Origin of the sequence: Frigoribacterium sp. PhB24 (assembly GCF_003755185.1) — a bacterium.
In the GTDB taxonomy this organism is placed as follows: domain Bacteria; phylum Actinomycetota; class Actinomycetes; order Actinomycetales; family Microbacteriaceae; genus Frigoribacterium.
Window position 1 is genome coordinate 232,049 of record NZ_RKIC01000011.1, and the last position, 20,182, is coordinate 252,230.

The following is a 20,182-nucleotide window of genomic DNA, read 5'->3' on the forward strand; positions in this document are numbered from 1 at the left end:
CATGACACGAACCCCGAAGACCGTCGCCGTCCTGGCCGGTGCGACGGTGCTCGCCGCGGCCCTCGCCCTGACCGGCTGCTCCGGCTCGGCCGGCGACACGCCCACGAGTGCGGCCCCGACCACGTCGACCGACGCCCTCGAGGGCTCGATCACGGTCTACGCCGCCGCGTCGCTCACGACGACGTTCACCGAGCTGGCCGACGAGTTCGAGAAGGCCCACCCCGGCACGACGGTCGAGCTGACCTTCGCGGGCTCGTCCGACCTCGTCACGCAGATCACCGAGGGCGCTCCCGCGGACGTCTTCGCCTCGGCCGACGAGAAGAACATGGCCAAGCTGACCGACGCCGGCCTCGTCGAACCGTCGGCCCCCGTGGACTTCGCGACCAACGTCCTCACCATCGCGGTGCCGCCGTCGAACCCGGCCGGCGTCACCGACTTCGCCGATCTCGCGAAGCCCGGCGTGAAGACCGTGACCTGCGCGGCCCAGGTGCCCTGCGGCGCCGCGACCGTCGCGGTCGAGCAGGCCACCGGGGTGACGATCTCGCCGGTCAGCGAAGAATCGTCGGTGACGGACGTGCTCGGCAAGGTCACGTCGGGCGAAGCCGACGCCGGCCTGGTCTACGTGACCGACGTGGCGGCGGCGGGCGACGGCGTCGAGGGCATCGAGTTCCCCGAGGCGGACCAGGCCGTCAACACGTATCCGATCGCCCCCGTGGTCGACACGGCGAACCCCGAGGTCGCGCGGGCGTTCGTCGCCTTCGTCACCGGGGAGGTCGGGCGGGGCGTGTTCCGGGACGCAGGCTTCGGCACACCGTGAGGTCGGTCCCGGCCTGGGTCGCGGTCGTCGCGGCGCTCGGTGCCGCCTTCGTGCTGCTGCCCCTCGTCGCCATGGTCTCGAGGGTCGACTGGGCCGAGTTCGTGCCGCTGGTCACGTCCGGGTCGTCGGTCGCCGCGTTCTGGCTCAGCCTGCGCACCTCGGTCGTCGCGACCCTGATCTGCGTGGTGCTCGGCGTGCCCATGGCGGTGGTGCTCGCCCGGACCGAGTTCTGGGGCCAGAAGGTGCTGCGGTCGCTCGTGCTGCTGCCGCTCGTGTTGCCGCCCGTCGTCGGCGGCATCGCGTTGCTCTACACCTTCGGGCGGCGCGGACTGCTCGGTCAGGCCTTCGACGCGCTCGGCGTGACCATCGCCTTCTCGACCACGGCGGTCGTGCTGGCCCAGACGTTCGTCGCCCTGCCCTTCCTGGTGCTGAGCCTCGAGGGTGCCCTGCGCACGGTGGGCACGCGTTACGAGGCCGTCGCCGCGACCCTCGGCGCGCGGCCGACGACCGTGCTGCGGCGTGTCACCCTGCCGCTCGTGCTGCCCGCTCTCGTCTCGGGTGCCGTGCTGTCGTTCGCCCGGGCTCTCGGCGAGTTCGGCGCCACGCTGACCTTCGCGGGGTCGCTGCAGGGCGTCACGCGCACCCTGCCGCTCGAGATCTACCTGCAGCGCGAGACCGACCCCGACGCCGCTGTGGCGCTGTCGCTCGTGCTCGTCGTCGTCGCGGTCGTCGTCGTCGCCCTCGCGCACCAGGCTGGCCGGTCGTCCGGTCTCGCCACGAGGAGGCGCGGGTCGTGACGCTCGAATTCGCCGCGGTCGTCGAGTCCCGCGGCTTCGACGTCGAGCTCACCGTCGCCGAGGGCGAGACGGTGGCCGTCCTCGGCCCCAACGGCGCGGGCAAGTCGACGCTGCTGGCGCTGATGGCGGGCCTGCTGCGGCCCGACCACGGTACGGCCCGTCTGGGCGACCGGGTGCTGTTCGACGTCGACGGTCGCGGGCGCGGGTCCGCGCTCCGCCCGCACGAGCGTGGCGTCTCGCTGCTCGCCCAGGACGCCCTGCTCTTCCCTCACCTCACCGCCCTCGAGAACGTCGCGTTCGGCCCACGGAGCGCCGGGGTGTCGCGCCACGAGGCGACACGTCGCGCGGCCGACTGGCTCGCCCGGGTCGACGCGACGGGACTCGCCGACCGCCGGCCCGCGCAGCTCTCAGGCGGGCAGGCGCAGCGCGTCGCCGTCGCGCGCGCCCTGGCGACGGGACCCGACCTGCTGCTGCTCGACGAGCCGATGGCCGCGCTGGACGTGTCGGTCGCGCCCGCCCTGCGACGGACGCTGCGCGACGTCCTGGCGGGCCGCACCGCCGTCGTGGTCACGCACGACGTCCTCGACGCCTTCACCCTGGCCGACCGGGTGGTCGTGCTCGGGGGCGGCCGCGTCGTCGACTCCGGCCCCACGCGCGGCGTGCTCGAACGGCCGACCACGCCGTTCGCCGCCGGGCTCGCAGGTCTCGACCTGCTGACCGGCACGGCGACGGCCGACGGCGGTGTGCGGCTCGACGAGGGCACCGTGCTGGTCGCCCGCTCCGCCGACGGGCTCCCGTCGGGTGCGGCCGCGGCGGTGGCGGTCCGGCCGAGCGCCGTGCGCGTGACGACCGGGGCTCCGTCGGGCGCGACGCCGTCCGAGAACGTCCTCGACCTCGTCGTCACCGATCTCGAACCCCGCGGCGACGTCGTCCGGGTCCGCGCCGGCGACCTGTCGGCCGACGTCCTGCCGGGCACGGTCGCCACGCTCGACCTCGTGCCGGGTACGGCGGTCCGGTTCTCGTTCGACGCCGGGGACGCCGTCGCCTACCTCGTCTGAGCAGGCCTCGGGCCCGACCCGGAGCCGACCGGCCGGCGTCCGACGACCCGACGCACCCGCGCGACGTCGCCCGCGACCCCGTCGAGCAGCCGGTCGGCGAACCCGGGCCCGGCCCGCCGGAGGGTCACGAGCAGGATGACGAGCACGGCCGCGGCGAGCGACGAGCGCTGCAGTGCCATGCCCGGCTCGAGTTGGCGCACGAGCAACGCGAGCGGGACCGCCAACCACTCGACCCGCCCGGTCAGCGCGATGAACGGGACGAGCAGCAGGGCGTACCAGGGGTAGCGCGGACTGACCGTGACGAGCGTCACGCCGATCATCACGAGCTGCCCGAGCCACGGGTCGTGCGCCGGTGTCTTCACCCACACGAGCACGGCCGTGGCGCCGACGATCAGCACGGCGACCGGGGTCGTCCACGCATCGGGCATGAAGGCCGACAGGAACACGAACCGCGAGCCGTCCTCGTAGCCCTCTTCGGTCAGGTAGCCCGGCAGGTACCCGAGCACGCCCCACCCGGTCATCGCGACGTAGGGCACGTAGAGCACGGCGAAGGTGACGACGGAGGCGCTGATCACCTTCCAGGGCTGCCCGCGCAGCAGGGCGGGTGCCGCGATCACCGGGATGAGCTTGGTCGCGATCGCGGCCCCGAGCGCGATGCCGCCGCGGAAGCGCCGACCGGTGGCGACGAGCAACGACGCGGCGACCACGAGCACGGCGCCGAGCAGGTCGACGTGGGAGTTGGTGATGCCCTCGCCGACCACGAGCGGGCACCAACCCCACAGCGCCGCCCAGCGGGGGTCGAGACCCCGGCGACGCAGGGTGGCCAGCAGGGCGAGGGTCGTCCCCAGCACGAGGACGAAGCCCATGGCCTGGAGCGGGAAGAACCCGGCGTCGGGGCCGACCACGGCCGACACCGCCCAGAAGTACAGCTCGGCCGTCGGCGGGTAGATCGTCGGGACGTCGGGCCGGTTGATCAGCGTGCAGACGACGTCGCCGGTCTGGCTGTCGTAGGCGCGGTGCACCTGTCGGTCGGGCTCGCCGCAGCGTTCGCCGATCGTGCCGTCGTCGCGGGTGAACGGCGTCGACTCGGGGAAGATCCACGCGGGTCGCAGGTCGCGCAGCTCGCCCGCGTCGGGCGTGTACTCGTACGGCGAGACGCCGGCGGTCTGCACGATGCCGTCCCAGGCGTAGCGGGCCGGGTCGGTGCTCGTGTTGGGCACGCCGGTCAGGCCCGCGCCGCCGACCAGTGCCGTGCCCGCGATCACGAGGGCCGTGACGTGTCGCACGGGCACCCGACGCAGCAGCACGACCGCCAGGGCGAAGAGCGCCCAGCAGACGGCGGTCCAGACGACGAAGTCGGTGCGCAGCTCTTTCATCAGGAACCCGACGTTCACGACACCCCAGGCGATCGCCCCGGCCAATCCGAGGACGGCAACGGCCGCGAACACAGTACGCACGCCCCCAGTCTGGCCGAATCGGCCCTGGGAGTCCGTCCGAGTCGTGCGCATCGGAGATGATGAGCCACATGAGACGACCGACACCATGAGGCGACTGCTGTACGAGGCGCGCCGCGCGGCCTCGTCGCCGAACCGCAACGCCCGGTCGGCGACCGTCTTCGGTCGCCTCCTCGGCGCCGCGTTCGTCGTCTGCCTGCTGACCGGCCTGTACAGCCACTTCCTGCAGGAGCCGCTCGACGGGATGCGGTTCCCGACGAGTCCCGTCTGGCTCTACCAGGTGAGCCAGGGCGTCCACATCACCGCCGGCATCGCCTGCGTCCCCCTGCTGCTGGCGAAGCTGCACTCGGTGTTCCCGCAGCTCTTCCAGTACCCGCCGATCAAGCACCCCGTCGACGTGCTCGAACGCGCCTCCATCGCCCTGTTCGTCGCGACGACGATCCTGCAGCTGGTCACCGGGCTGCTCAACACGTACCAGTACTACCCGTGGCCGTTCCCGTTCAAGCAGGTGCACTTCGCGCTGTCGTTCGTGATCATCGGCTCGCTCGCGATCCACATCGCGGTGAAGTTGCCGCTGATCACCCGCTACTGGCGGGCGCGCGACAGCTACGACGCCGACGGGCGCGTCGTCGAGCCGTCGGCCGAGCTCGACGAGGCCCGCGCCGCGTTCGTCGGCGAGTCCGAGGCGACCGCCGAGCTCGCCCGGTTCCGTGCGGTGCGCGACGCCGACGTCACGCGACGTGACCGCGACCCGCACGCCGCGCCTCCTGCTCCGGCCCGCGGGCTCACCGGTCGCGCCATGCGCTGGATCGACTCCGCGCACGAGGTCGACCGCGAACCGGGCCGGGCCCGCGTGTCGCGGCGTGGCTTCTTCACCGCCGCCGGTGTCGCCACCGGGGGAGTCGTCGCGCTCACCGCCGGGCAGTCGTTCGCCCCGCTCTCGCCTCTCAACGCTTTCGCGCCGCGTCAGCGCGGGCTGGGCCCGAACGACCTGCCGATCAACCGCACGGCCGCCGCGGCCCAGGTGCTCGAGACGGCGATGGACCCCGACTGGCGGCTCGACGTCGTGGTCCGCGGTGTCGCCACCTCGTTCACGCTCGATTCGCTGCGCGGGTTCGACGGCGCCGACGAGCGCCTGCCGATCGCCTGTGTCGAGGGCTGGAGCCAGACCGGCGCCTGGCGCGGGGTTCGCCTCGTCGACCTGTTGGCGGCCGCCGGAGCCCCGGCCGACCGCCGCCTGCGGCTGACCAGCCTCGAGAAGAAGGGCGGCTACCGCGTGACCGAGATGGGCCCCGAGTACGCCTCCGACCCGCGCACCCTCGTCGCCCTCGAGCTGAACGGCGAGCCGCTCAGCATCGACCACGGCTTCCCGGCGCGCATGATCGCCCCGGGCCGGCCCGGGGTGCTGCAGACCAAGTGGCTCAGCTCGATCGAGGTGCTCTCGTGACCGCGCGGGTGCCGTCGGCCGTGTCGAGCCCAGGAGGCGCGGGCACGTCGCGCACCGTCCGCGTCGTGCGCGGGGTGCTGATCGCGCTCGGAGTCGCCCTCATCGGCCTCGGCGGCTGGGTGCTCACCGACACGGTGAACCCGAACCGGTACGGCGGGCTGCTGCTCTGGCTGGTCGGATCGGTCGTCGTGCACGACGCCGTGCTGGCTCCCGTGGTGGCCGTGGTCTCGCTGATCGTCCGGCGGACCGGGCGCCGCGTCCGTCCGGCGGTCCTCTGGATCGTGCAGGGCGCCGTCGTCGTCGGGGCGATCTTCTCGCTGGTCGTCGTGCCCGAGATCGTCGCGAAGGCGAAGGGGCCGAAGAACGACACCGTGCTGCCCTTCGACTACGGTCTGCGTCTGGCCGTGCTCTGGCTCGTGATCGCGGCGCTGACCGCCGGTCTGGTCGCGCTCTACCTGGCGCGCAGGCGGCAGAAGGTGCGTCCGTCGACCGACCAGGTCTGAGCGACCCACAGGCCCGCACGTCGGGCGTGGCGTTGCAGGCCTTCCCGGCCGACCTCGGCCCAGGGGAAGGTCGCGCTCGCGTGACCCTGGTCGTCGACGACGTGGGCCTCGTAGCTGTCGTCGAGCGAGGCCTCGGGGGCGGTCTCGACGACGATCGAGCCGCTCGGCGTGAGGATCTCGGCACAACGGGTCAGCAGCGCGGTCGGGTCGCCGCCGATGCCGACGTTGCCGTCGAGCAGCAGGGCGAGGTTCCACTCGCCCTCGCGGGGCAGGGGGTCGAACACCGAGCCCTCGGCCACGGGCAGGCCGGCCTCGAGGGCCATCGCGACGGCCGTCGGTGCGACGTCGAGCCCGAGCACGGTGAGCCCGCGGTCGACGGCGGCACGCACCATGCGCGCCGGTCCGCAGCCGATGTCGAGTACCGGCCCGGTCTCGTCGTCCAGGGTCGTGAGGTCGGCGGTGTCGGCGTCGGCGCTCCAGCGCGCCACGTCGAAGGGCCCGTCGCCGTCGCCGGTCGAGGGGGGCGACGCGGGCCGATCGGTGGCACCGGCCACGCGGACGAGCTGCAGCTGGCCCTCGTGACGCAGGGCGCGTGCGTACGGCTCCGCGCCTCCTGATCCGAAGGTGGCGGGCTGTTCGGGGGCGATGGTCACGGGGTGACCCCTTCTGTGGCGGGATCGGTCGTGCGGGCGACGCCGTTCGTGGTGGTGGGGGTGTTGGCTGCTTCGGCGTGCCGCAGGGCGGCGGCGAACCGGCTGTCGGGCGCGGTGGCCGCGACGAGGCGGGCGTCCTCGATGGTGTCGACGTCGACGAGCTCGGGCAGCATGCGCACGGTGAGGCCGGCGTCGGCGAGTCGACGGAGCTGGTGAGCACCCGTGTCGTCCTGCGACATCGGGACGCCGCGCAGGAGGTCGCCGGTGGGCCGGGCGAGGCCCAGGGCCCAGAACCCGCCGTCGTTCGCCGGGCCGAACCACGCGTCGACGTCGTCGGTCCAGGCGTCGAAGACCGGGGCGAGCGCCTCGACCGTCACCTGGGGGGTGTCCATGCCGATCAGCACGGTCTTCCCGTCGACCTCGTCGAAGAGGGCGCCGAGGCGTGCGTCGAGGTCGCCACCGATCTGAGGGATCACATCGAAGTCTTCGGAGCCGACGGGCCTGCGGTTGCCGTCGAACAGCAACACGCGCCGCGTGGCCGGCAGCCGGCGGGCGACGTCCAGGGTGTCCTGGATCGCGGCGGCCGCCACGTCGGCGGCCTGTCCGAGGCTGAGCGGGGGGTGGAGTCGGGTCTTGACCTTGCCCGGGATCGTCTCTTTGGCGATCACCACGAGGGTCGTCATCGGCCCACCTCCCTGAGGAGCCGGGACATGTCCTTGATCGCCACCGAGGTGCCGCGGAGGGTGCCGGTCACCTTGCTGCGGCCGACCCGGGGCGAGTAGGGCGCGTCCTGTTCGACGATGCGCCAGCCGGCCTCGCTGGCGCGGAGCACCATCTCGAGCGGGTAGCCGCTGCGACGGTCCTTCAGGTCGAGGTCGAGCAGCGCCCGACGTCGGGCGACGCGCATCGGACCGAGGTCGTGCAGGGCGACGCCGCTGGCCCGTCGCATGAGGTGCGAGAGGGCGAGGTTGGCGAGGCGCGCGTGCAGCGGCCAGGCGCCCCGGGTGGTCGGGCGACGCCGACCGAGGACGAGGTCGGCGTCTCCGGCCATCACGGGGGCCGCGAGGGCGACGAGGTCGGAAGGGTCCATCGAGGCGTCGGCGTCGCAGAACGCGACGTAGTCGGCGGTGGCGGCCTCGAGGCCGGCGTGGGCCGCGCTACCGAAACCGCGCCGCGCCTCCTGCACCACCGTCGCGCCGTGCTCGGCGGCGACGCGGGCGGAATCGTCGGTCGACCCGTTGTCGACGACGATCGCGTGCCAGCCCTCGGGCAGACGGCCGAGCACCCAGGGCAACGCGCCTTCTTCGTCGAGACAGGGAAGCACGACGTCGACTCGGGGGATGCTCATCCTCTCGACTCTACGGACGTGATCCCATGAAGGTGATGGGAGCGGGCGGTGCGCGCCCCGAACGGGGGGCGTGCTGTCATCCTGCTAGCATCGGCGACCGGAGGTGGTCCCGGTGGCGACGTTGACGGTGCGAGGTCTCGACCCCGAGGTGATCGAGGGGCTGAAGGCCCTCAGTGCGAGCCACGGGCGGTCGATGGAGGCCGAGGTGCGGCTGATGGTGACACGACTCGCCCAGGGGGCCGAGGCGCCGGTCGACGCTCCGGCGGCCGTCGGGACGGCACCGGCGCCCGAGAACTGGGTCCACGCCTTCCGTCGCCGGTTGGCCGAGAGGGGCTCCTACCTCGACGACGAGTTCGTCGAGGGGCTCGAGCGCGATCGGCGGGCGCAGGCCCCGGCGAGATCGGTCGACCTCGGATGATCGTCGTCGACACGAACGTGGTGTCCGAACTCGCCCGTCCCCGTCCCTGCCCCGAGGTGCTGGGCTGGTTCGAGCGGCAACCGCTCGACGGCCTCTACCTCAGCGTCGTGACCGGCGCCGAGATGTTGGCCGGGCTCCTGGCCATGCCCGAGGGGCATCGCCGTGACCGTGTCGAGGACTGCGTGATCGACATCCTCGAGCACCAGTTCGACGGTCGCGTGCTGGCGTTCGACGCGCACGCGGCGATCGAGTACGCGTCGGTGCTGCTGCGGCGTCGGACCGCCGGCCGTCCGATCGCGACGGCCGACGCCACGATCGCGGCACACGCCCTCGTCCGCGGTGCCTCCCTCGCCACGCGCAACACGAAGGACTTCGAGGGCCTCGGTCTCGAGCTCGTCGACCCCTGGGCCGGGTGACCGCGAGGTGCCCGCCTTCGCCTAGCGGACGACCGCGGCGCGCAGCGGGGCCGTGGCGAACTCGTGCATGCCCTGCTCGAAGGTCACGCTCGGTTGCCAGCCCAACTCGCCCTGCAACCGGGCCGACGATGCCGTGACGTGCCGCACGTCTCCCGCGCGGTACTCGCCGGTGACGACGGGCATCGGTCCGCCGGCCTCGCGGGCCAGCGCCTCCGCCATCTCGCCGATGGTGTGCACCGAGCCGCTGCCGACGTTGAACGCGCGGAAGGCGTCGGCCGGCTGCGCGGCCGTCCAGTCGAGGGCCGCGAGGTTGGCCGAGGCGATGTCGCGGACGTGCACGAAGTCGCGACGCTGGGCGCCGTCCTCGAAGACGCGCGGTGCCTCGCCGCGTTCGAGGGCCGAACGGAAGAGCGAGGCCACGCCGGCGTAGGGCGTGTTCTGGGGCATGCCCGGGCCGTAGACGTTGTGGTAGCGCAGGGCCGCGGCCCTGCCGCCGGTGCTGCGCGCCCACGAGGTCGACAGGTGCTCTTGCGTGAGCTTGGTGATGGCGTAGACGTTGCGCGGGTCGAGCGGGGCCTCCTCACCGATCAGCTGAGGCTCGAGCAGCTCGCCCGCCTCGTCACGCGGGTCGAAGACGCCGGCGTCGAGATCGGCGATGCGGCGGGGTGCCGGGCGTTCGGTCGCACCGGTCGAGGTGCGGTAGCTGCCCTCGCCGTAGACGACCATCGACGACGCCACGACGAGGCGGTCGACGCCGGCGCGGTCCATGGCCGCAAGCAGGACGGCCGTGCCGAGCTCGTTCGACGACACGTAGTCGGGCGCGTCCTGGAAGTCCACGCCGAGCCCGACCTTGGCCGCCTGGTGGCAGACCGCGTCGACACCCACGAGTGCCCGGTCGACGGTGTCCGCGTCGCGCACGTCGCCGTGCACGAAGTCGACGCGCGGGTCGACCGTCGGTTCGCCGCCGTGGACGTCGGGTCGCAGCGAGTCGAGCACGCGCACCCGCCAGCCCCGGTCGAGCGCGAGGTCGACGACGGCCGACCCGATGAAGCCGGCCCCGCCGGTGACGAGCAACAGTCCCGGTCCGACGGTGGCGTCGGGCGCGTCGAGCGCGTCGGGCGCGTCGGACGCGTCGAGCGCGTCGAGCGCATCGGACGAGGAGGCGCGCGTCGCGTTCACAGCGCTGCCTTCCGTCCCGAGACGGGCCGCGCGAGCACCTCGGCCACCGCCCCGGGCGGCATCAGCTCACGCGGCGAGTAGTCGTCCGGCATCGCGGCGACGATGGACTCGATGGCCGCGACGATGCGTGGCTGGGCGGCCGCGAGCCGTTCGAAGACGAGCGAGGCGCTGACGGCGTCGGCGTCCGGGGCGTCGCCCTCGGCCGGGGCGAGGCCGGCGTCGCTGTCGGTCACGTACGAGATGTTCACGGCTCCCATGCCCAGTTCGAGGGTGAGCGGGATCTCGGGGTACATCGTCATGTTGACCGTGTGCGCCCCCGCGGCACGGAACCAGAGCGACTCGGCCCGGGTCGAGAAGCGCGGACCCTGGATCACCACGCAGGTGCCCGTCGGGGCGAACGGCTGGCCCTGCGTCTCGAGGGCCTCGATCGCGGCCGCCCGCAGGACGGGATCGAAGGGGTCGGCGGCGATGAGGTGCTGCACCTGACCTTCGACGTCGAAGAACGTGTCGCGTCGTCCCCAGGTGCGGTCGATGAACTGGTCGGTGACGACCATGGTGCCCGGGGCGACGTCGGGGCTGACCCCGCCGACCGCCGAGGACGACACGATGGCCCGGGCGCCGAGCGACGCGAGGGCCCACACGTTCGCCCGGTAGTCGATCAGGTGCGGCGCGACCGCGTGGCCCGCGCCGTGCCGGGTGAGGAAGGCCACACGCTTGCCGCCCAGCTCGCCGATCGTCACCTCGCTCGAGGTCGGGCCGTAGGGCGTCTCGACCACGTGCCGGGTGGCCCGGCCCTCGGCGAACAGGGAGTACAACCCCGATCCGCCGATGACGGCCACGTCGACGGGCGGCGGCCCCGAGGAGGCACGGGTGGGCTGGGGGACGTCGGTCTCGGTCGCGGGGTCGGTCACCCCGGATACGCTACTGACGATCGCCCGAGAGGAACCGAGTGCGCACCATCGAGACCCACCTCGCCGAGGTCACGGCGCTCGTCGAGGGCGCCCTGCGGTCCCGACCGGTCGACGCCCTCGTCGTCACCCCCGAGGCGCTGGTCTCGCGGTCCGCCCGGTACCGCGACCGCGAGCTCGCCGTCGACGTCGTCGCCCCGATCGACCTTCCGCCCTTCGCCAACTCGCAGATGGACGGCTATGCCGTCTCGACCCCGGGCCTCGACCCGGCCGGGCCCACGACCCTCCGGGTCGCCGAGCGCATCCCTGCAGGGCGCGCCGCCCCCGACCTCGTGGTCGGCACGGCCGCCCCGATCATGACCGGCGCGGCCGTCCCCGCCGGTGCCGACGCGATCGTGCCGATCGAGAAGGTCGCGCCCGACGTGTTCCCGCCCGTCGGGGTCGACTCGGTCGTCGAGGTGCCGGCCGGCGTCGTCGCCGGGGCCTTCGTCCGTGCCGCCGGCAGCGACGTCGCCGCCGGCACCGTGCTCTTCTCGGCAGGGACTCGACTGACGCCCGCCCGGTGGGGTGTGCTCGCCGCCTCCGGGATCGACGCGGTCGAGGTGCGCAGCCGCCCGCGCCTCCTGCTGGTCTCGACCGGTGAAGAGCTCGCCGCGCCCGGTGCCCCGCTCGGGCCCGGCCAGATCCACGACGCCAACGGTGTCACGCTCGCCGCGGCGCTCGCCGAGGTCGGGGTCGAGGTCACGGTCGCCCGGGTGACCGACGACGCGACCGCCCTGCTCACCGTGGTCGCCCGGCACGCTGCCGAGACCGACCTCGTGCTGACGAGCGGTGGAGTGAGCGCCGGCGCCTACGAGGTGGTGCGCGACGCGTTCGAGGGCTCGGGCGTCACGTTCGGCTCGGTCGCGATGCAGCCCGGCGGTCCGCAGGGCTGGGGCACCGTCCGCGTGCACGACCGCGAGCTGCCCGTCGTCTGCTTCCCGGGCAACCCGGTCAGCTCGCTCGTGTCGTTCGAGGCCTTCCTGCGCCCCGCCCTGCACGACGTCACGGGCGTGGGGCAGCCCCGGCGGCGGTGGACCGTTCCCCTGGCGCACCCCGTCGACTCTCCCGTCGGCAAGCATCAGCTTCGCCGCGGACGCGTCGACGTCGACGGGCGCGCGCACCTCGTCGGCGGGTCGAGCTCGCACCTGCTCGCCGCCCACGCCGAGGCCACCGTGCTCGTCTCGATCCCCGTCGGCGTCGACCGCGTCGACGAGGGCGACCGGGTCGAGGTCTGGGCGCTCGACGACCCCGCCCCCCACGAGAAGGCCGACCGATGACCGACACCCCGCTCTCGCACGTCCGCGACGACGGCACCGCCCACATGGTCGACGTGACGGGCAAGTCCGAGACGAAGCGCATCGCCACCGCGCAGGCCGTGCTGACCACCCGGCCCGACGTCGTCGCGCGGTTGGTCGACGGCACACTGCCCAAGGGCGAGGCCCTCGGCACCGCCCGCATCGCCGGCATCCTGGCCGCCAAGCAGACGCCGACGCTGATCCCGCTCTGCCACCCGCTGCCGCTCGGTGCGATCACCGTCGACTTCGAGACCACGGAGGCGCAGGTCACCGTGATCGCGCGCGTCTCGACCCGGGGCGTCACCGGGGTCGAGATGGAAGCCCTGACCGCCGCCTCGGTCGCCGCCCTGACCCTCTTCGACATGATCAAGGCGGTCGACGCGCTCGCCGTGATCGGCGAGATCAAGGTGCTCGAGAAGCAGGGCGGCAAGTCGGGGGACTGGTCGCGATGAGCGGCGCCTCACCCGAACTCGTGCCCCGGCGTGCCGTCGTGGTCGTCGCCTCGACGCGCGCCGCCGCCGGCACCGCCGACGACACGACCGGCCCGGTGATCCGCGACTGGTTCGTCGGGCGCGGCTGGCAGGTCGAGGGGCCGGTCGTCGTCGCCGACGGCGAACCCGTCGGAGCGGTGCTCGAGGCCGCGCTCGAGTGGGGCGTCGACGCCGTCGTCACCACCGGGGGCACGGGCGTCTCGCCGACCGACGCGACTCCCGAGATGACCTCGCCGCTGCTCGATCGCGAACTGCCCGGCATCGCCGAAGAGCTGCGCCGTCGCGGTGCGGCCTCGACGCCGCTGGCCGTGCTCTCGCGGGGGCTCGCGGGCGTGGCCGGCGGCACCTTCGTCGTCAACCTGCCCGGCTCACGCGGCGGGGTGCGCGACGGGCTCGCCGTGCTCGACGACGTGCTCGACCACGTGGTCGACCAGCTGCACGGGGTCGACCACGCCCAGAACCGCCACCCGAGTCCCGAGGGGGCAGCATGACCGACGACGACCCGACCCTCCTGCCCGGCGGAGGGCACGACCCCGCTCCGGCCACCGCCGGCGGCACCGCACCCGCGGCGGACCGCGTGCTGCTGGCGCGCGTCGTCGACGTGACCGTGTCGGTGGCCGAGTGCTCCGCGCTCGTGACGAGCCGCGCCTCCGGGGCGGTCGTGACCTTCGAGGGGGTCGTCCGCGACCACGACGAGGGACGCGGCGTCGAGGCCTTGCACTACGAGGCGCACCCGACCGCGACCGAGGTCATCCGCGAGGTCGCGCTGGCCGTGGCCGAGGCGCACCCCGAGGTCGCGATCGCCGTCGAGCACCGCTACGGCGACCTCGTCGTGGGCGACGTCGCGCTGGCCTGCGCCGTGGCGTCGGCCCACCGCGCCGAGGCCTTCGCGGCCTGCGCCGCCCTGGTCGACGAGGTCAAGGCCCGCACCCCCATCTGGAAACGCCAGGAGTTCACCGACGGCTCGGACGAGTGGGTGGCGTCGCTGGGCTGACACCGGCTGTGCACCGCCGAGTCGGCCGCCCAGCCCGGGCCGTCTACGCTTCTGTGGTGGCTCATCTACTCGGCGCAGAAAACCTCCGTCTCGAATTCCCGACCAAGGTCGTCCTCGACGGGGTGACCCTCGGCATCGACGAGGGCTCCCGCATCGGCGTCGTCGGCCGCAACGGCGACGGCAAGTCGACCCTCATGTCGGTGCTCGCCGGTCGGCTCGAACCCGACGACGGCCGCGTGACGACCCGTCGCGGCCTGACCATCGGCATGCTCGACCAGCGCGACGTGCTGCCCGAGGGCGCCACGGTCGGCAGCCTCATCGTCGGCGACCGCGACGAGCACGAGTGGGCCGGCGACGCGCGCATCCGCGACGTCATCTCGGGGCTCGCCACCGACATCCCGTGGGAGGCCCGGGTCGAGGACCTCTCGGGTGGACAACGTCGACGCGTGGCCCTCGCAACCCTGCTGGTCGGCGACTGGGACGTCCTGTTCCTCGACGAGCCCACCAACCACCTCGACGTCGAGGGTGTCGCCTGGCTCGCGCAGCACCTCTCGCGTCGGTGGTCGACGAACTCGGGCGCCCTCGTCGTCGTGACCCACGACCGGTGGTTCCTCGACGAGGTCTCGACCGACACGTGGGAGGTCCACGACGGCATCGTCGAACCCTTCGAGGGCGGCTACGCGGCCTACGTGCTGCAGCGCGTCGAGCGCGACCGCATGGCGTCGGCCTCCGAGGCCAAGCGCCAGAACCTCATGCGCAAAGAGCTCGCCTGGCTGCGTCGTGGCGCCCCGGCACGGTCGACCAAGCCGAAGTTCCGCATCGACGCCGCCAACGAGCTGATCGCCGACGAGCCGCCCGTGCGCGACGCCGTCCAGCTGTCGCAGATGGCGACCGCGCGGCTCGGCAAGGACGTCGTCGACCTCGTCGAGGTCGGCGTCTCGTTCGGCGACAAGCGGGTGCTGCAGGGCGTCGAGTGGCGCATCGCCCCGGGGGAGCGCACCGGCGTGCTCGGCGTCAACGGCGCGGGCAAGTCCACGCTGCTCAAGGTCGTCACCGGGGCCATCGCGCCCACCGAAGGCCGTGTCAAGCAGGGCAAGACGGTCAAGTTCGCGATCCTCGACCAGCAGCTCGCCGACCTGCACGAGGTCGCGCACGAGCGGGTCAACGACGTCATCGGTCGCCAGCGCACCTCGTACGTCACGGGCGGCAAAGAGATGACGCCGGGGCAGTTGCTCGAGCGCCTCGGCTTCACGAGCGCCCAGCTGCAGACCCCGATCAAAGACCTGTCCGGTGGGCAGAAGCGTCGTCTGCAGTTCTTGCTCATCCTGCTCAACGAGCCGAACGTGCTGATCCTCGACGAGCCCACCAACGACCTCGACACCGACATGCTCGCCGCGATGGAGGACCTCCTCGACGGCTGGCCCGGCACCCTGCTCGTCGTGTCGCACGACCGGTACCTGCTCGAACGCGTCACCGACCAGCAGTACGCCGTGCTCGAGGGCCGCTTCCGCCACCTACCCGGCGGGGTCGACCAGTACCTGCAGCTGCGTCGCGAGGCGACCCAGAACCAAGGAGGCGCGACCGACCGCCCGACGGCCGTCCAGGGGGCCTCGGCGTCGGTCGCGGCCTCGGCCGCCGCGTCGGGCCTGTCCGGTGCCGAGAAGCGCAACGCCGAGAAAGAGCTCGGGTCGATCGACCGCAAGCTCGCCAAGGCATCCGGCGAACGCGAGGCCCTGCTGGCGCAGTTCGCCTCCTTCGACCAGTCCGACTTCGACGGTCTCGCCGCGCTGCAGGCCAAGCTGACGGCGCTCGACCACAAGACGGGCGAACTCGAGGTGCGCTGGCTCGAGCTGAGCGAGCTGCTGGCGTAGGGCCTGGTGCGGCCGGTCGGCCGACCTACCCGCCCGGTCCAGCCGGTTCGGCCGGTTCGGTCGACTCAGCCGCCGAGCGTCAGGCTGAGCGTGCGCAGCAGATCGGTCAGCCGCTGTCGGTCGTCGTCGCTGAGGTCGCTGAGCAGGGCGTCCTCGGCCGTGACGAGTCGTTCGATCGCGGCATCGACGGCCCGTCGCCCCTCGCGGGTCATCGTGACGAGGATGCCCCGGCCGTCGTTGGGGTCGGTGCGCCGTTCCACCAGGCCGCGGGCCACGAGCCGGTCGATGCGGTTGGTCATGGCGCCGCTCGACACGAGGGTCTGTTGCAGCAGCGTCTTCGGGCTCAGCTGGTAGGGCTCGCCCGCACGGCGCAACGCCGAGAGCACGTCGAACTCCCACGACTCGAGGTCACTGGCGTGGAACGCCTCACGTCGGGCACGGTCGAGATGCTTCGACAGGCGGCCCACGCGCGAGAGCACGTGCAGCGGCGCGAAGTCGAGGTCGGGTCGCTCGTGGCGCCACGCCTCGACGATCCGGTCGACCTCGTCCTGCTCGGGCATCCGCCCATCATGCCCGAGGCCGTCGTCGGACGCGGGACGCGGGACGCGGGACGCGGGAGGCGCGGTGCGGCCCGGCGGGCACGTCACCCCTCGCGGTCACCCCGGTCGAGCCGCGGTCTGGCAGAATGGTCCGGCGCGCACGCGCGGTCCGCCATGGTGTAACGGCAGCACGACAGCCTTTGGAGCTGTTAGGTCTAGGTTCGAATCCTGGTGGCGGAGCCCCCGAGCACCCCGTGCCCTGGCTTCGAGGGATGGTCACGGCCGCCAATGGTCTCTTCTCGTCTGGTGCCTCGGTCGACCCTGGTCCTAGAGTGAGCAAAACGTGACCTAGCCAGAGGGTGCCATGTTCGACACGATCCTCGTAGTGGTCCAGACGATCCTCACCGCGGTGGGTGTCGTGTTCGCCGCGACGGGGCCGTTGCGACGGGCCACGAACGTGCGGTCCCCCTCTCAGCGTCCGGCCGGTGATCATGGCGCATCACGCGCGGTGGCCTTCGTCAGTCGTGGTCCGCGCCGCGTGTCCGGCGCGACCATCGTCGGCTTGTCGCACCGGATGGTCCTGGTCGGTACGAGTTCGGTCTTCCTGCTCGTGGCTGTCTCCGTCTTTCTGCAATTCGCACAGGTGTACCTGTCCGATCAGACTCCGAGTCCCGCTGAGTGGGTACGAACGGCCGGTGTCTGCGGTGCAGGTGCCGGCTTGATCGCGCTGGCCGCCCTGGGCGGGCCGGCCGGCATGAAGTGTCTGCACCTCGTGCTGCTCGCAAGTCCCGTTCTCGGTGCAGTGCAGTCCATTTTTCGACACCATGGTGCGCTGCTGGAGACACCGACGCTTGCTTACATGACTCCCGTGGCGCTTCTCGTCGCACTCGGGAGGTTCCGACCGGGATGGTTGGGGTCGTGTGTCGCCACCTGTGCGTTCGCCATCCTGACCCTGTTTCCAGACGATCACTTGGTGACCTTGGGAAACGTGGCCGTGACGTTCGTGGCGGGATTTCTCTGGCAAGTGTGTCGACGAGACAAGCCGTACCGAACGATCGTCATCGCGCTCGCCTATGTCGTGACGCTTTCGCTGCTGGTCACGAGCAGCTATCGATTCGGCACACTCGTCGGATTCTTCACGCCTGGCCGATTCGGTGATCTCTCCGAACGCTGGGAGTTGCGGGGTTGGCAGCGTGTCTGGCTCCAGGCCCCGGCTTTCGGCTCGAGCGGCCAGGAATCGTTTTCCGCTGTGATCGCCCCCGCGGCCGAAGGATGGGTCGTCGCCGTCGCAGCACTATCTGGCGTCTCGGTCGCCGTTTTCCTCGTGGCCGTGGCTGCACTGGCCAGCTGGGTCTTCGTCCGAATGGGCTGGCGGACGCGAGACGACGACCCGCGCCTGCTCGCGTCTAGCATGCTGTGGATCATTCTCTTGGCGGCCAACGTCCTCATTCTCCTCGGTGCGTTTCCTACGATGCGCCTGGCCGCACCTCCCTTCGGAGCCGGGGGTTACTTCCTTTTCAGTACCGGTCTCGTGGCATTGACCGTCTCGTATGCCCGCGGCGCGCGGACACCCCGGTGAAGCGACTGTGCAGAGCTTCGAGCGGTCGTCAGCTGGCTCGACGACCGGTTGACCTCGGACGGGGGACGTCCCAGAGATCGTCACCAGTCTGAGCACCGGGGCCCGAGTCGTTCTCTGCAGCACTCGACCTTCTCCTGCCCGCAGGCCCGGTCCGCCACGACAGCACGGCAGCCTTCGGAGCTGTGAGGTCTAGGTTCGAATCCTGGTGGCGGAGCCCCCGAGCGCCGCAGGTCGCGGTTCACTCGTCGGGCCCGCCCCGCCCTGACCGTGGGCGCCCCGGCGTCCGCCCCGACGACGAGGACCCCGCCGTGTCGAAGACCAGCTCCGTGCCGCCCCTCCTCCGTGCCGCCCTGCTCGGCGTCCTCAGCGGATCACGCTCGGCGACGCCGCTCGCCGTCCTCGCCCTGAACCACGACGCCCAGGAGGCGCGGGGCCGGTGGCAGCGCTGGCGCCTGTTCCGCTCGCCGATCGGTCGCGGTGCCCTGGTGGCCGCCGGCGTCGGTGAACTCGTCGGTGACAAGCTCCCGGCCACGCCGAGTCGGGTCGGTGCCGGGCCGCTGTTCGGACGGGCGGTCTCCGGCGCCGTCGCGGGGATCGCGATGGCCGGCACCGGCCGTCGAGGCACCCCTGTCCAGGCAGCCCTCGCCGGGGCGGTCGGCGCCCTCGTCGGCAGCTGGCTCTTCTACCGGGCACGGAAGGCCGTCGTCGAGACGACCGGCGTCCCCGACGTCGTCGTCGCCCTCGTCGAGGACGCCGTCGCCGTCTCGGGCTCGGTCGCCGTCGTCCGGTCGAGCTGACTCGACTCGTCCCCACCCGGCCGCCCGCCCTCCGGCGTCCCCACACCGGGCGGGCGTCCCGTGACCGGGACGACTGCCATGGGAGGATCGACGGAGATCACGCGCCACCCCTCACCAAGGAGCACCATGCCCGAACGCCAGCTCGCCGTCGTCGTCCTCGCCGCAGGGCAGGGCACGCGCATGAAGTCCTCGACCCCGAAGGTCCTGCACCGCCTGGCCGGGTTGCCGTTGATCCAGCACGTGCTCGAGAGCGCCGGCGCCCTGCAGCCCGACCACCTCGTCGCCGTCGTGCGGCACGAGCGCGACCTCGTCGTCGCGAGCGTGCTCGACACCGCCCCGCACGCCCTCGTGGTCGATCAAGACGACGTGCCCGGCACCGGTCGTGCCGTCGAACAAGCCGTGGAGGCGCTGCCCGCCGAGTTCACCGGCGACGTCGTGGTCGTCAGCGCCGACGTGCCCTTCCTCGACCACGCGACGCTCACGGCCCTGCTCGACCAGCACCGCGCCGCCTCCGCCTCGGCCACGTTGCTGAGCGCCGTGCTGCCCGACGCCACCGGCTACGGGCGGGTCGTCCGTCGCGACTCGGGCGACGTCGACCGCATCGTCGAGCACAAGGACGCCACCGACGACGAGCGTGCCGTGCGCGAGATCAACTCGGGCACCTACGTCTTCACGGTCGCCGCCCTGCGCACCCACCTGCCCCGCATCGGCTCGGCGAACGCGCAGAACGAGAAGTACGTCACCGACATGGTCGGCCTGCTCACCGGTGCCGGTGAGGTCGTCGCCGCCCGGGCGATCGACGAGACCTGGCGCCTCGAGGGCATCAACGACCGCGTGCAGCTCGCCGCCGCGGCGCGTCGCCTGAACGACCGCATCGTCGAGCACTGGCAGCGCGAGGGCGTCTCGATCGTCGACCCGCAGACCACGTGGATCGACCGCGACGTCTCGCTCAGCCCCGACGTCGAGCTGCTGCCGGGCACCCAGCTGCGCGGCGCGACCTACATCGCCCCGGGCGCTGTCGTCGGCCCCGACACCACCCTCGTCGACACCGAGGTGGGCGAGGGGGCGACGGTGAAGCGCACCGACGCGACCCTCGCGGTCATCGGTGCCCGCGCCTCCGTGGGTCCGTTCGCGTACCTGCGGCCCAACACTCTTCTGTCGGCCGACGGCAAGATCGGCACGTTCGTCGAGACGAAGAACGTGCAGATCGGCGCGGGGTCGAAGGTGCCGCACCTCAGCTACGTGGGCGACACCGAGGTGGGCGAGGGGTCCAACATCGGCGCCGGCACCATCACGGCCAACTACGACGGCGTGAACAAGCACCGCACCGAGGTCGGGTCGCACGTCCGAACCGGGTCGCACAACGTCTTCGTCGCCCCCGTTAGGATTGGCGACGGAGCGTACACAGGCGCCGGAACGATCGTCCGCAAAGACGTACCGGCCGGTGCCCTGGCCTTGAGCATCGCTCCACAGCGCAATGCGAGCGGATGGGTCGAGGCGAACCGCCCCGGCTCGGCGGCTGCCGAGGCCGCCGCTCGTGCCGAACGAACGACCGACTGAACCCGGTCGGGTTGGC

General features: G+C 72.5%; 21 protein-coding genes, 1 tRNA gene and 2 pseudogenes. 17 read left to right on the forward strand and 7 right to left on the reverse strand.

The annotated features are described in order from the left end of the window. The first annotated feature begins 1 nt into the window (after nucleotide 1). Genes modA through EDF50_RS08770 form a run of 3 tightly spaced genes read left to right on the forward strand, consistent with a single transcriptional unit; the run spans nucleotide 2 to nucleotide 2,672 of the window. The gene (modA, locus tag EDF50_RS08760; protein WP_123519176.1) at nucleotides 2-817 is read left to right on the forward strand and encodes a molybdate ABC transporter substrate-binding protein; all 816 of its coding nucleotides are present in this window, start codon (nucleotides 2-4) and stop codon (nucleotides 815-817) included. Beyond that, entirely contained in the window at nucleotides 814-1,614 is an 801-nt protein-coding gene (locus tag EDF50_RS08765) for an ABC transporter permease (protein ID WP_233570463.1), read from the forward strand. The genes modA and EDF50_RS08765 overlap by 4 nt, the downstream gene beginning before the upstream one ends. Next, complete coding sequence (locus tag EDF50_RS08770) at nucleotides 1,611-2,672, forward strand: sulfate/molybdate ABC transporter ATP-binding protein (RefSeq protein WP_123519177.1); 1,062 nt, start codon at nucleotides 1,611-1,613, stop codon at nucleotides 2,670-2,672. The genes EDF50_RS08765 and EDF50_RS08770 overlap by 4 nt, the downstream gene beginning before the upstream one ends. Here the strand turns inward: EDF50_RS08770 and EDF50_RS08775 are convergent. Next, complete coding sequence (locus tag EDF50_RS08775) at nucleotides 2,660-4,129, reverse strand: glycosyltransferase 87 family protein (protein WP_158612669.1); 1,470 nt, start codon at nucleotides 4,127-4,129, stop codon at nucleotides 2,660-2,662. The two genes, EDF50_RS08770 and EDF50_RS08775, sit on opposite strands and share 13 nt — an antisense overlap. A gap of 85 nt (nucleotides 4,130-4,214) precedes the next feature. Here EDF50_RS08775 and EDF50_RS08780 point away from each other — a divergent pair, with 85 nt between their 5' ends. Both EDF50_RS08780 and EDF50_RS08785 read left to right on the forward strand, forming a co-directional pair. Next, a complete protein-coding gene (locus tag EDF50_RS08780; protein ID WP_123519179.1) occupies nucleotides 4,215-5,573 on the forward strand; it encodes a molybdopterin-dependent oxidoreductase in 1,359 nt (452 codons plus the stop codon). Beyond that, on the forward strand, nucleotides 5,570-6,076 hold the full coding sequence (locus EDF50_RS08785; protein ID WP_123519180.1) for a hypothetical protein: 507 nt from the start codon (nucleotides 5,570-5,572) through the stop codon (nucleotides 6,074-6,076). Before EDF50_RS08780 ends, EDF50_RS08785 begins: the two co-directional genes overlap by 4 nt. Here the strand turns inward: EDF50_RS08785 and EDF50_RS08790 are convergent. The 3 genes from EDF50_RS08790 to EDF50_RS08800 are packed head-to-tail and all read right to left on the reverse strand — an operon-like array spanning nucleotide 6,025 to nucleotide 8,077. Next, nucleotides 6,025-6,729 carry a bifunctional 2-polyprenyl-6-hydroxyphenol methylase/3-demethylubiquinol 3-O-methyltransferase UbiG gene (locus EDF50_RS08790; protein ID WP_123519181.1) on the reverse strand — a complete coding sequence of 235 codons (705 nt, stop codon included), beginning with the start codon at nucleotides 6,727-6,729 and terminating at the stop codon, nucleotides 6,025-6,027. The genes EDF50_RS08785 and EDF50_RS08790 overlap by 52 nt on opposite strands. Continuing rightward, nucleotides 6,726-7,412 (reverse strand): DUF2064 domain-containing protein, encoded by a 687-nt coding sequence (locus tag EDF50_RS08795; protein ID WP_123519182.1) that lies wholly within the window; start codon nucleotides 7,410-7,412, stop codon nucleotides 6,726-6,728. The genes EDF50_RS08790 and EDF50_RS08795 overlap by 4 nt, the downstream gene beginning before the upstream one ends. After that, nucleotides 7,409-8,077 carry a glycosyltransferase family 2 protein gene (locus tag EDF50_RS08800; protein ID WP_123519183.1) on the reverse strand — a complete coding sequence of 223 codons (669 nt, stop codon included), beginning with the start codon at nucleotides 8,075-8,077 and terminating at the stop codon, nucleotides 7,409-7,411. Before EDF50_RS08800 ends, EDF50_RS08795 begins: the two co-directional genes overlap by 4 nt. A gap of 112 nt (nucleotides 8,078-8,189) precedes the next feature. On the opposite strand from EDF50_RS08800, the gene EDF50_RS08805 reads away from it, so the two are divergent. Continuing rightward, nucleotides 8,190-8,495, forward strand: a complete 306-nt coding sequence (locus EDF50_RS08805; protein WP_148076797.1) for a plasmid stabilization protein — start codon at nucleotides 8,190-8,192, stop codon at nucleotides 8,493-8,495. Further along, nucleotides 8,492-8,911: a type II toxin-antitoxin system VapC family toxin gene (locus tag EDF50_RS08810; protein WP_123519185.1), complete on the forward strand. Its 420-nt coding sequence runs from the start codon at nucleotides 8,492-8,494 to the stop codon at nucleotides 8,909-8,911. Before EDF50_RS08805 ends, EDF50_RS08810 begins: the two co-directional genes overlap by 4 nt. A 21-nt stretch (nucleotides 8,912-8,932) precedes the next feature. Here EDF50_RS08810 and EDF50_RS08815 read toward each other — a convergent pair whose 3' ends face one another. Beyond that, the gene (locus tag EDF50_RS08815; protein WP_123519377.1) at nucleotides 8,933-9,988 is read right to left on the reverse strand and encodes an NAD(P)-dependent oxidoreductase; all 1,056 of its coding nucleotides are present in this window, start codon (nucleotides 9,986-9,988) and stop codon (nucleotides 8,933-8,935) included. A 98-nt stretch (nucleotides 9,989-10,086) separates the two neighbouring features. After that, a complete protein-coding gene (locus tag EDF50_RS08820; protein ID WP_123519186.1) occupies nucleotides 10,087-11,001 on the reverse strand; it encodes an MTAP family purine nucleoside phosphorylase in 915 nt (304 codons plus the stop codon). A 38-nt stretch (nucleotides 11,002-11,039) separates the two neighbouring features. Between EDF50_RS08820 and glp the strand changes: the two genes are divergently transcribed. The 6 genes and pseudogenes from glp to EDF50_RS17095 form a co-directional block, all read left to right on the forward strand. Then, a complete protein-coding gene (gene glp, locus EDF50_RS08825; protein ID WP_123519187.1) occupies nucleotides 11,040-12,317 on the forward strand; it encodes a gephyrin-like molybdotransferase Glp in 1,278 nt (425 codons plus the stop codon). After that, nucleotides 12,314-12,787, forward strand: coding sequence for a cyclic pyranopterin monophosphate synthase MoaC (gene moaC, locus EDF50_RS08830; RefSeq protein ID WP_123519188.1), 474 nt, complete (start codon nucleotides 12,314-12,316; stop codon nucleotides 12,785-12,787). Before glp ends, moaC begins: the two co-directional genes overlap by 4 nt. Beyond that, nucleotides 12,784-13,317 carry a molybdenum cofactor biosynthesis protein B gene (locus tag EDF50_RS08835; RefSeq protein ID WP_199738689.1) on the forward strand — a complete coding sequence of 178 codons (534 nt, stop codon included), beginning with the start codon at nucleotides 12,784-12,786 and terminating at the stop codon, nucleotides 13,315-13,317. Before moaC ends, EDF50_RS08835 begins: the two co-directional genes overlap by 4 nt. Continuing rightward, nucleotides 13,314-13,820 carry a molybdenum cofactor biosynthesis protein MoaE gene (locus EDF50_RS08840; RefSeq protein ID WP_123519189.1) on the forward strand — a complete coding sequence of 169 codons (507 nt, stop codon included), beginning with the start codon at nucleotides 13,314-13,316 and terminating at the stop codon, nucleotides 13,818-13,820. The genes EDF50_RS08835 and EDF50_RS08840 overlap by 4 nt, the downstream gene beginning before the upstream one ends. Before the next feature lie 122 nt (nucleotides 13,821-13,942). After that, a pseudogene (locus tag EDF50_RS17090) lies at nucleotides 13,943-14,345 on the forward strand (ATP-binding cassette domain-containing protein); the annotation flags it as partial. Nucleotides 14,346-14,791: 446 nt separating this feature from the next. Continuing rightward, nucleotides 14,792-15,691, forward strand: a pseudogene (locus EDF50_RS17095) (ATP-binding cassette domain-containing protein); the annotation flags it as partial. A gap of 65 nt (nucleotides 15,692-15,756) precedes the next feature. Here EDF50_RS17095 and EDF50_RS08850 read toward each other — a convergent pair. Continuing rightward, on the reverse strand, nucleotides 15,757-16,251 hold the full coding sequence (locus tag EDF50_RS08850) for a MarR family winged helix-turn-helix transcriptional regulator (protein WP_123519191.1): 495 nt from the start codon (nucleotides 16,249-16,251) through the stop codon (nucleotides 15,757-15,759). Between the two features lie 147 nt (nucleotides 16,252-16,398). On the opposite strand from EDF50_RS08850, the gene EDF50_RS08855 reads away from it, so the two are divergent. From EDF50_RS08855 to glmU, 4 genes are all read left to right on the forward strand, one after another. Further along, nucleotides 16,399-16,470: transfer RNA gene (locus tag EDF50_RS08855), tRNA-Gln, on the forward strand. A 124-nt stretch (nucleotides 16,471-16,594) separates the two neighbouring features. Beyond that, complete coding sequence (locus EDF50_RS08860; protein ID WP_123519192.1) at nucleotides 16,595-17,809, forward strand: hypothetical protein; 1,215 nt, start codon at nucleotides 16,595-16,597, stop codon at nucleotides 17,807-17,809. Nucleotides 17,810-18,117: 308 nt separating this feature from the next. After that, on the forward strand, nucleotides 18,118-18,606 hold the full coding sequence (locus EDF50_RS08865; RefSeq protein ID WP_158612670.1) for a DUF4126 family protein: 489 nt from the start codon (nucleotides 18,118-18,120) through the stop codon (nucleotides 18,604-18,606). Between the two features lie 126 nt (nucleotides 18,607-18,732). After that, nucleotides 18,733-20,166, forward strand: coding sequence for a bifunctional UDP-N-acetylglucosamine diphosphorylase/glucosamine-1-phosphate N-acetyltransferase GlmU (glmU, locus tag EDF50_RS08870; RefSeq protein ID WP_123519194.1), 1,434 nt, complete (start codon nucleotides 18,733-18,735; stop codon nucleotides 20,164-20,166). The last annotated feature ends 16 nt before the right edge of the window (nucleotides 20,167-20,182 follow it).